General features: G+C 38.9%; 3 protein-coding genes. All 3 read right to left on the bottom strand.

Translation table 11 applies throughout. The features are described from left to right. Positions 1 to 61: 61 nt before the first annotated feature. From QE109_RS13890 to QE109_RS13880, 3 genes are read right to left on the bottom strand one after another with little or no spacing between them, the layout of a single operon-like run. Complete coding sequence (locus tag QE109_RS13890; RefSeq protein ID WP_281095138.1) at positions 62 to 1,612, bottom strand: S-layer homology domain-containing protein; 1,551 nt, start codon at positions 1,610 to 1,612, stop codon at positions 62 to 64. A 15-nt stretch (positions 1,613 to 1,627) separates the two neighbouring features. Further along, positions 1,628 to 4,666: an S-layer homology domain-containing protein gene (locus QE109_RS13885; RefSeq protein ID WP_281095137.1), complete on the bottom strand. Its 3,039-nt coding sequence runs from the start codon at positions 4,664 to 4,666 to the stop codon at positions 1,628 to 1,630. A gap of 12 nt (positions 4,667 to 4,678) precedes the next feature. Further along, on the bottom strand, positions 4,679 to 11,434 hold the full coding sequence (locus tag QE109_RS13880) for an IPT/TIG domain-containing protein (protein ID WP_281095136.1): 6,756 nt from the start codon (positions 11,432 to 11,434) through the stop codon (positions 4,679 to 4,681). Positions 11,435 to 11,615: the final 181 nt, after the last annotated feature.

Here is an 11,615-nt window from a genome sequence, read left to right as displayed (position 1 = left end):
TGGAACTGGAAAAAGAAATATATGGCACGGGCTTCCCTTGTAAAAAAGAAAACAAATGAACCTATCGATTCAATATCTTCTCCCGATAATCATAAGTGATATAATCTTTCAAATGATTGATAAAATTATTGATCATAGCTGCTGCTTCGTCTTTCGTCACCCAGTTGTTAGGATTGATGTATCCTTCCGGGGTGCCTGTCACAAGTCCGATCTCATTTGCCATGTAGATATAATCTTTTGACCATTCTGGGATAGACTTGTTATCTGTAAATACCGTATCATAAGGTGGTGCAGGTGCCATGTACTGAAGACCAAGTGCCTTAATCATAATCGTGATTGCCTCAGCACGAGTCAACGGTTCACTTCCTTTAAAATAGCCATTTTTACCTGCCATTATATCGTTTTCTTTGATAAATTCGATATAGTGATAATCTGGATCAGTTACCATCACGTCAAGGAAAGGCGTTTCAACACCCGGTCTTCTACGTTTGATGATCGCTGTTGATGTCGGTTCAGGCAAAGCACCATTTATCGCCACAACCATAGCCTTGCCAAAATCAAGACGAGAGATTGTTGCAGAAGGTACAAAGTATTCTTTTTCAACATCAAAAATTTGAAGTGATGTTAAAAGGAAGATTTCATTCTCAGCCCAGTGTCCACCTATATCTCTAATCTTAGGGGTTACAAGTGCCTTCGATTCTAATATGACATCTTTACTAAGGTTAACTTCACCAGTATTACGCTTGGTACTCGCTGTATCCACTTTCCCACTTGCAACAATAGGCAATGAATATTTATAAGTGAGTACATTTTCTTCGCTCGTCACTTGAAAGTAATTGCCTCTAAAACTGATACTTTGTGGATCTGTTGCTTGATATAAAAAGTTTACAGTCTTGTTTGAAGACATACCTACGTCTACTGTACCTGTCCAAACATCATACTCCTTAGAGCCACTCACCGCTGGATCATAGTTTGCGTTTGGTGTATAACTTTGAATTTCTTGTTTTACCACTAAAGTTTCATTGTTACCATAGAGGTGTTCATAACCTACGATAGGCTTAGCATCGATGATATAAGTTACATAACCTTGATTTTCAAGATAATCTCCATCTAGATAGTAAGTTCTTTCAGAGATGATGTTCCCTGAAAAGTAATCAACTGCAGGTGTGTTGTCTACAAGCCTGCTATCGTTAAACGTATACTTTCCAAGGGTGAACTCTCCGGCTGAAGTGGTAATGGTTTCAGTATATTTAGTAAGTTTTTTCTCATAAGCAGTTTGATTGATTCCTGTGGTCGTGGTCTTTGTAACATCGAAAGTTACATCTCTTGTCAGCGTAATTCCTTTTGCAGTGTTACTCAGTGAAAAAGTATATTTTAGAGAATACTTATCACTATTTGTAGGGATGGTAGGTAGCTTTACAGTGCCCTTAAGAATCACCGGCTCACCCGTGATGAAGCAAAGCTCTTGATACTCGTGTGTTCCTGAGATCATCAAGTCCCCTATTAATCCTCCATCCATCCATACTACTTGAGCATGTGATACATATGCATATGAACTGATCCACAACAGTGCCACCATCAAGATGGCACTTACCTTCCATTTCCCTTTCATAATAGCTCCTTAAAATTATTGCACAAAGATAACGAGTGCATTTTCTTTAATACGCATCACATAGATATAATCACCCATCTGGATATCTTCTACATCGATGACTCTATTGTTCTTGATCACAATGGCATCTGTGTATTTAACAAAGATGTTTGATTTATTTGCTGTCCACTGTCCTGTATAGTCTGTCCAGTCATGAGAGTCTGTAATTTCTAGTCGATCCCATGTTGTATCATCACTTGTGACAATTCCTCTTGAAAGAACCGCTCCGGTAAAAGTCTCTTCTAACTTAGTTCCGATATCAGACTCTTTATAGAGCGTATCATCAAAGTTTTGTCCTGGCAATAGCCCTTTATGTCTAAGGTGCATCGCTACAATTGCACTATCAGCTTCGTTGACTACCATAAAGGCATAATATCGTTCAAATTGTAATCCAGGTGTTGCGCTGTTGTAAGTCGTATCTACATTCTCTGATCTTGCATAAGAATCATGCCAAAAATCAGCTGGTTTTATAGTTTTGATCTTTGTAGGATCAGTTATATCTACGATTTTACTATCTGTGTAGAATTTATAATAACCTGTTTCGTTTGGATTAACTGCATTTAAGAAATTGTTGGTATATTGCGTATAGTTTCTAAATGTGATGTTAGATGGGTTGACGGTTTCAACTGCACCTATCCTGATCTTATCAAAGATGTTGTCATAAGGTGTCACAACTTTTACAACCATAGCGTTTTTGTCATATGCACCCATTGGGCTTTCTGATACAACAAAGACTGTATCTCTCGCTTTAAGTTGACTAGAAGGCACCACAAGTCCATCTTTGATCACGATGGTTCCATCTGTGATGTTAAAGTTTTCTTTAGTTGAGATATCAAAACTACCAAGTGTATGATCTACAGTTCTAACTGTACTTGAGTACATCATCTCTCCACCAGTTTTGACGCTGAGTCTAACAACAGTTGGCTGACCAAAGACTTTTTTTACAACTGCGTATAACTGATAGCCAGAATAATTACGCTCAAGTTCCGTCATGGTAAGTTTTTGATTGCCAGCATAATACTCTGTTTTATCATCAGTTTTGAGGTTGATGCTATAACTTTCAGCTGGTAGCCAATCGTTATTTGAGATGTACTCTGGTTTGGATACACCATCAGATCCAATAATCTGAATTTCTTTTCTAGCACCGTTAACGTTTTTAATCTTACCCTTGTAGATGATCTCAAAGAGAAGTTCTGGTGCTTCGATCTCAACTTTTGATGCACCTAGTGTAGAAATGTTATCAAAGTAAACTTTGACTGCCATCCCTGATTTTAAAGCATCCTTAGTCACCACATTACCATCTTTGGTAAACTGTGTGGTTTGGTCTATGTCATAAAATTCTGTCGTGCCATCGTTTAACTTAACCGAGAACGTGTTTTGATAAACTGTGACGATATCCCCCATACGCATCTTACCGTACTTCGGTATATAACCGGGCTCACCACTAAAGGATTCACCTTCGACTAAGATGATATAGCCGTTAGATATCTCCACATCTACAGGCATGCCATAGACGAAGTTGTTGATGTCAGTTACCCTATCGTTGATCCTTAAATTAGCATAAGGTGCCAGAGGCAACTGATAGACTTTATCATCATAACCATAGATGGTCATGGTAGCAGGCCCATCAGCAGATAAAGGGGTAATCTCTCTTACTGTTCCTGAAAGTGTTGTTTTATCAAGTGGTGCAACTTTGATATAGATAATCTCACGGTCTTCGTTGACAAGGTATTCCATCACGTCGCCAATTTCTAACAAGTGAACACCACCTACTTCGTTCTCTTTATACGTTATCACGTCTTCTCTAAGACCTGTATATAAGTCTTCATCCACTAAGATATCAAACACATCTCCTGTGATGTCTACTACTCGGTAGATCTCAGTTACTACGGTAGTACCATTTTTATACTGGGTCTTGGAGTTGATATCTACCAAAGTACCATAGTGGAAAGTTGTATAAAGATCTGCTTCACTATTTGCTGCTATTTTTTCGAGTATGAGATTGTTATCAATGACTTGAACGTACTGTAGTGCACCTGCAAGTGTCACATATTCAATCTCATCTCCTAGTTTTAAGTTGCCGTTGTTTGAAACAATCCCGTTTTTGTGTGTGACATAATCAAACTGCTGATTGCCTTTTGAGTGTGTCTCACTTACTAAGTTTGTCACAGTACCATCGGTGTTTTTAACTGTAATTGTATTTCGCTTTACAGTATCGCCGTTATTATAGATCGTTTCTGGTTTTACACCAATTACAAGTCCAAAACCTGAGGTAATGGTTCTTGCAGCATATTGAGTTTCAAGTGCGGCTGCCAAGATGACAGCAAGTTCACCTCTTGTTACATTTTCTTTTGGTGCAAATGTACCGTCATTTTTCAGTGGTATGATCCCGTTAGTCGTCATATCTTCTATTAAAGATCTGTAAATAGGATTTACACTTGCCCAGTCTGAGTAAGTGAAAACAGTCTGTTGGTTGAAAATAGGTGCTAAACCTATAGCTCTAGCAGTCCAAACTGCCAAAGTCTCTTTGGTCGCCGGTTGACCTAAGTTAAGTACCTCTGTAGCGTTTACAATCCCTAGCGTTTGAGCTTCTACAAGGTATTCTTGATCCATCAACGTTTTAAGTCTAGCAGGTGTTGTCGATGAACCTGCTAGATTATAAACTCTTTGCATCACTGCAGCCTCGTTACCACGCATCCTTACAAGCATACCGATTATGTCATAGCCAGTTGCTTTTGAGGAAGGATAGTATTTCTTGTCGCCATATTGCTTGATCACACCTAGTGCTGCCATCCTAACGATACTTTCATGACCATAGGTGTTTTTAATATCTGAAAAATACGAGTTTGTGATGATGTCTTTGCCTTTGATGCTTCCCGTTAGGGTATTCGCTCCTGTAGTATCTGTCTTAAGTGCTGTAAACTCAGGTACTGGTACATCAAATGGTGCTGCTGCGAAGACGACCATTGATGAAAACATGCTTACGATTAATAATAATGCCAATAGTTTTTTCATGTGTCCTCCTCCCTAGCGATTTCCCATCAGGACATAATGTCCTGCATCTTTGATTCTAGCAGTAACCCTGTTGTTGATCGTATCAACAGTTGATACTACAATACTATATGTGCCTGTACTTTGATTGTATTTATAAAGCTGTATCTGCGCTTCATCAGATGTGGTCATCCCTGTTGGTGTATAGTATATCGTCATATCCATTGTAGCGGTTAATTGCGTAAATGCTTTCGTGCTTTCGTTTGAACTTGCATCAAATGAGATACTATGCACTTTTGAAACTTGTTTCTTGCCTCTAATGTTTGGTGTAAGGTAAGCACGACTTGCATTCATCGTTGTGTCTTCTACAATTCTTGTGTAAGCGATATAACGGTCCGCTATACTTTTAAATGTAGTTGTGTTTGTCGCTACTGGTGTAAAACGATACATACTCGTGCCATAGTTAACTGTGATACTTGTTAAGCCTGTTCTTACAAGCGCTTCTGGTAGTACGATGCGTTTGATATAAGTTCCTGCCGTTACCTTGTCAGATACGTCGATGTTTAAGAGCCCTGTGTTGAGCTTAGTCGCTAAGTTTACCGTGATCACACCACCATTTTGTATACTACTGTAATCCTCGCCACTTGGTACGCCCAAGTCTCCATCTAGATCTTCTGGACCTAACTCTTTGATGTCTTTCACGTTATCATAGGTAAGTGCTGCTACGTTAGAGTATCCAGATGAACCAAATTTGTTCACTGCTTTGACGACAAATACCACTCTCTCAGCAGTACTCAGGTTATCAAGTCCTGGTAATGTAGTGATCTTGTAGGGTTCAATGTTGGTGATTCCTAGGTACTTAAAGTCGCGATAGTTGTTACTTGTAAGTTCCGCATTTGTTTTCATTCCTATATAAACATAGATTTCAAAATAACTTGCGGTGTCAGATACGTAATCATAGAGTTTGATGTATCTGTTGTCCACTACCGATACTTTTAAACCCGCTGGGTCTTGAGGGATCGGAACGGTGTACTCTAGTTTCACACTGTTATCTGTTGTACCACCATCAGCGTTTTTTACGACGATAGAGATATCGCCTTCAAAGTCAACTACCGGTGTGGTAACAAGCAGCGTTTCACTGTCTACAAACTCTACTTTCGTTGCTAAGTTTCCATCTTTCACATAGTGGATGGTATCATCTCGATAGATACCTTGATCTGCTTCTGGGATATTGTCCTTCGCGGTGGCTGTTAACCACTCTCCACCAAGGTATACTTTTGCACCTTCTGCAAATCCTGTTCCTTTAAGCTGAATGACTTGTCCACCTGTTACGTGTATCCTATTTATTGGGTTACCATCTTCATCTGTGATGACTGGTGATAAAGTCGGTGCGGATACGACTGTGATCGCATCATTTTTAATAGCGATACCATAGTCGTTATTTAACACTTGAACGGTCTTTTTACCAAGCGTCATATTATTCGGTGTTGTAAAGGTGAGTATCGTTCCTCGTTCAGAGATCACTCCGTTATAGATCGGGATACCTGCACGTGTTCCTATGATTACATAAGCGCCATCCCTAAAATCACTACCTGTGATCACGACTTTATTGCCGCCATAAATCGATGTTTTAACGGGTGAAACAGTATCAATCCTCGGTCCTGATAAGGGTTTCTTATAAACAAAGTAAAATGGCAGCGTCTCTGCACCGTGGTTCGGTCCAATCAGGTCTGTCAAGTTATCAGACGTAGCAAGTCCCTTGTCTTCATTTTGAATCATGATTGGATATTCTTTATCAACATCATTTATCGTGGCTTTTGGCACCGTAGCTACGATAAGGTCATATGTGATGCCGTTGATTTGTTTTGTTGTAAGTTCTTTTATGGTTGCTTTATACGCACCTATATAAACTTGTACGTTACTTCTAAAATCAGTACCCACGATCTCAATATCTATACCGCCGTCCATAGAGGTTTCAACGAGCCATTTCATCTCGTCAAAAGATAAGGTTTGCGGTTCAACGTTAAAGATCTTTGGTTCACTTGCAGGGTTCGTATAGGTAAACGTCTTTGTCGTTTTTCCACCATCAGAGTTATAGTAAGCCATCTGAACTGTCCCTATGGTGAAATAAGATGGCGTGGTTACCTTTACATGGGTATCATTATCATAAGTTGTTTTAGGTGCATACCCTCGTTCTACAAACACCCGTCTATCTGCTATTTCTAACTTCACATACTCATAAACATTACCGGAGTAAATTGAAGCATCTACATTTTTGAGTCCATTTGGTACATAATAGTCACCTGCTGCGTTCTGTAGCATATCCATAGGGACATAAACCACTGAGTTATCATAGTCAAAGGTTCTTGAGTAGATGACGTTGTTTTCTGTAAGTGTGATCTTAACTTCACCCAAATCTCCATAATAACTCATCGTAAGCCCACCATCTAAGTTTACGGTGGTACGCTGGTTGTTAATGAGCCCTGAGTTTGCTGAATTTCTGTCGATGCTTCTATTATCTACTGTTCCAAATCTCACAAGTGCCTGAACACCATCGAGAAGTTGTATCGTTGTTTCATCGTCATCTTTGTAACCGTAAACTACTGACCTATAAAGTTTTGAACCATATATGTCTTTTGGTTCTTGTCCTTGTCTACGTCCAAAGTTAGGTACGATGCTTGTGATAACTGGCGTCGTTGCGTTATAGGTGTATTTTACTTTATTACTCACACCTGAATCGTTGTTAATGACATATACATCTACCGCACCAGCAGCGTGAGCTGGTGTGATAACTTTGATAAATCCTTTAGAATACTCTACAATCTTAGCCTCATTCTCACCAAAGTAAACTTTTGGCAATATCACTGAATCATAATAGATACTATAATATGGATTCATCAGTTCAGGGAGTTCTGTGACAGCAGCTGGATCAACACCTGAAGATAAAAGGTCGTCCCATACACCATTCTTAAACTGATCTACGAAAGTATCGCCTATATCATAACTTGGGCCACCTACTAAGTTCTCATAGGGTTCATAGAATCTAAACTCATAACCTATGATTTCTACGATCTCACCACCGTTGGATGAACCAGATGTCGGTACGATTCTAGATATAACCGGATCTGACAAAGGTATGATATAGGTGAAACCTTTATCTTTCCCTGTATTTCCACCATCTGGGTTGACGATAACCACTGGTACTGGCAATTCATCTACGCCATAATCTTGGTTTAAATCTTTGATCGATTTAGGCATCTTGATCTTGATCCAAGAACCATCAAGCGCAACATAAGTGTCTGCTTTTGGTACTTCTACTGAATCGATAAACACTCTAACATCATCTTCGAATTCACTACCGGAGATCGTAACATAGTATCCACCATCTACTGAACCTTTAGGCGGTTGAATATCTGTGATAATCGGATTTGATGTTGCTTGAGATATATAATAGAAACCATCATTTCCCGTTTTACTTGCACTTTTTGTATCCGGGTTCACTACGACAACGTCTTTGTATCCTTTTCCAGTTGATAGATAAGGTACTGTAAATAGTATTTGGTTCTTTGAAAGCACTCTTGAAAGGTTACCCTCTATTCTACCGGAAACTGAGTTTACGGTGTAAGGGGTTATCATATCGAGCTGTGTGCCGTCAAGGTCAATCCCCTGTGCATTAACTGTGACAGGTCTTGTAAAGCCTAGAGAATCTTCTGCCACGATCATATCTACATCTTCATAACGTATCGTATATGTTTTGTCTCGTCCATTTGTAAGGATTGGGTTACCAGCAAAGTTATATGAAAGCGTAAATCTTTCGCTATCTGCTGATTTAAGCGTTATAGAATCATTATAATCGGATAAAAATACTTGCTTTTCACCTTCATCGTTAAGTCCTATGCGGATTAAATGGTTGTCCATGGTCGCAACAAATGTTGGTCCGCCACTGATCGCTATTGTTGTAGCGCCTGTGCCCGCATTAAAAGTAACCGCTGCACCGCCAACTAGCACACCTGCTTGATCATAAGCTTGATATGCTCCACCAACATATTTGATGGCGTATTTGTTAGTTGATGTAGCAATCGCAGGATTTCCATCTGCATCGTTTGAAAGTGTAGCTATCGCCCCACTCCCTTGATCAATAACGTATGCGTTACTTGAAAATTTTGAATATACGGCTTTTCCAGCATCTGTTTTTATCAAGATTTCTTCTGCTGGAGCAGCATAAACATCAAATATGATGTTACCTGCTGTATCTTTTTTATATGAGTTAACTTCTTTACCATCTAGTGTGATGCGTGTTCCTATTAGTCTGTATGCATCTATACCTCTTTCGGTAACGGCAGTTGGGTCTGGTTTTAGGAAGTTATCACCATTGACCACGACTAGTGTGCCATAAGTGCCTAGTGGCGGTGTAAAATTAGTAAAGATTGGGTCTTTATTAAAGGTTTTTACATACGTAAAGTCACTTACTGATAAACCACCACTTGGGTTGAGAATCTGGATCTGAGTTGTGCCTTCTCTTCCTGGTGGGGCTTTAAATTTTACAAGGATTTTGTTACCTGTTGTATCTAGTTCTCTTGTAAACGTTGTGATCTCTTCTCCATCTAAGAAAAGTCTCAAACCGTTTTGTAAGTTTGAACCCGTAATAACGATGTCTTCGCCACCATCTACTGTGATGATATTGGGCTTAACACTTTCAATTACTGGTATGTCAGATGTTTTTACAAATTCAACAAAATCTGACTTGATACTTGATTTACCATAATCGGCAGATTTACGTGTTGGGTTGGTGATCTGGATATGTTTGATACCACCATCTGCTATAAGTGCACTGTTTGGTACTCTTATCAAGATCTTTGTTCCGATCTGGTTGTTAGATGTACCATCTACTAATTTACCTGTATCGTCGAGGACGATCATATCAAGTGGCACAGGTTTTCCATCTGCATATGTGAGTACGATTTCAGCTGCATCATCTTCGTTAAGTTTGTATTTGATAATCCCTCTTACAGTGACGCCACCACTTGTATATTCTTCGTTCGGGAAAAATCCAAGTTGATATCTATTGTTAAAGGTGTTATTGTCATTTTTCTTTACAAGTACTGTTGGCTTTCTAGTGATCACTGTACCTGATGCATCTACAAAACGGTCTACTAGAAATTTATCGCCTTTGATCGAAATCAAAGTTTCGTTTTTAAATTTTGAGTAAGCTGTTGCAGTATCTTCTATCTGAATCATATCAGGTAGTATAGAATCTATTACCGGTGTAAAGGTACTTGGTTCAAATTCAAAACCATTGGGTACGGTAATGATCTGGTTAAAGATAAATTGTTTCCCCGCATTGACACCATCTTTTATTTCAAGTATGGTCTGTATCTCAACGACGACATCTTTAAACGGACTTGTTTCAGCATCGGTGACGCTATCTGTTATGACCATCACCTGGTCTGTTGCTGCTTTTATGATTTGAAACTCTCCGTTTGTGTCTCTTAGAAACTTAACTTTTTTACCAATCTGCATGTTGATTTTTCTCTCGATTGTTACGTTTTCGTTCTTGTATATACCATCTGCATAGTTAAGTACAAGTATCTCGTCGTTAGTCTCTCCTGTTGGAGGTACTTTGAAGGCACCTGTAGTTGATAAGTCAGGGATATTAAGTGTGAGTAAATTAAGTGCCTTTACCTCTACGTTACCACCTGTATCTGGTCCTTTTTCAGGATAGATGCTGACGATAGAGGGTTTATAATCGGCTTGAATTACTGTAAATTCATCGTATGTGCCATCAGCTCTTTTTACGACTTGCTCTGCTACAACTTGTCCGTTTTGTTCATCGGTGATGACCACGTAGTAATTACGTCTTTCAAAATCTGCACTACTAGGAACACGTACCGTAAGTACGTCCTCATTGCCGTTGACATTTAATCCAAGTGATACAAACTCAGCTTTATTTACTGATGTATATTTATCAGAACCATCAAGTGCTTTTAAAAAGTACACTTGGTAGTTTCTAGTATCTGAAAAGTTATCGGCTCTAAAGTAAACTTCATCTCCTTTAACGCCTGTTGCGATATCGCCCTTAGCACCTGTATTTGGAAACATCCTCACATCATCTAGGTTGAGGTTCTCTATGATCCTAAATGCATTTTGATAGGTATATTCTATCTCTATGTTTGGATCTGCAACAACTGATTTTCGAAGGATAATGTTTTGATATCCAAGCGCCCCTGGGTTTGATGGATTAGTAAGCGTAAGTGTCGATGGAGAAGAACCAGTTCCAAGTGATGCAGATGAAAGTCCAGATCCATATGTTCCTGTGATATTGCCTGTGTTAACAGTATCCATATAGTTACCTGTGAAGATGATGCTATTTGGAAATTCATCTTTGTTAACTGTCTGTTTGTCTGAACTTTGAATATTTGGAAAAGTACCTGTGTTTAAGTTGATCGTTCTATTACCAATCCTAACTCTTCCTATAAAAGACTGTGTTTCCGAACTGTTGAGGTTAAATTTGACGAAAGTTGATGAGTTGATAACTCTTGTTCCCATACTAACAAAGCCCTGTCCGTATTTTTCGAACAAAACTTCTACATCTTTCATGTTTTCACCTAGTATCTCTATATAACCACTATTGATTTGAAAGACGTTGTGAGTGATGGCGTATTTTACGTCCGTCACAACGACATCTTCACCATTTGTTGATCCTACAACTAAGGCAAATGATGCTATTCCGCTAATTGGTATGGAACTGAGTATCGTCAATAATGTTAATATCAAAACAAGCTTTTTCTTCATGTTACACCTCACAACTTTCTTCACAGGATTTTAGATTCAGAATTATACAAAGAGACAATGCTCCCATTTTAGTTTTTATGCTTCTATTATATCAAATATATGATTGCTTTTTCGTTAAGCCTACCTTACAAGCATATGACATGCCAAAACACTTTATGTTAATATGGCTAGACCTCAATCA

The sequence above is a fragment of the Fusibacter bizertensis genome, assembly GCF_029914245.1.
GTDB lineage: Bacteria > Bacillota > Clostridia > Peptostreptococcales > Acidaminobacteraceae > Fusibacter_C > Fusibacter_C bizertensis.
This window is presented reverse-complemented; position numbering and strand designations above follow the sequence as displayed.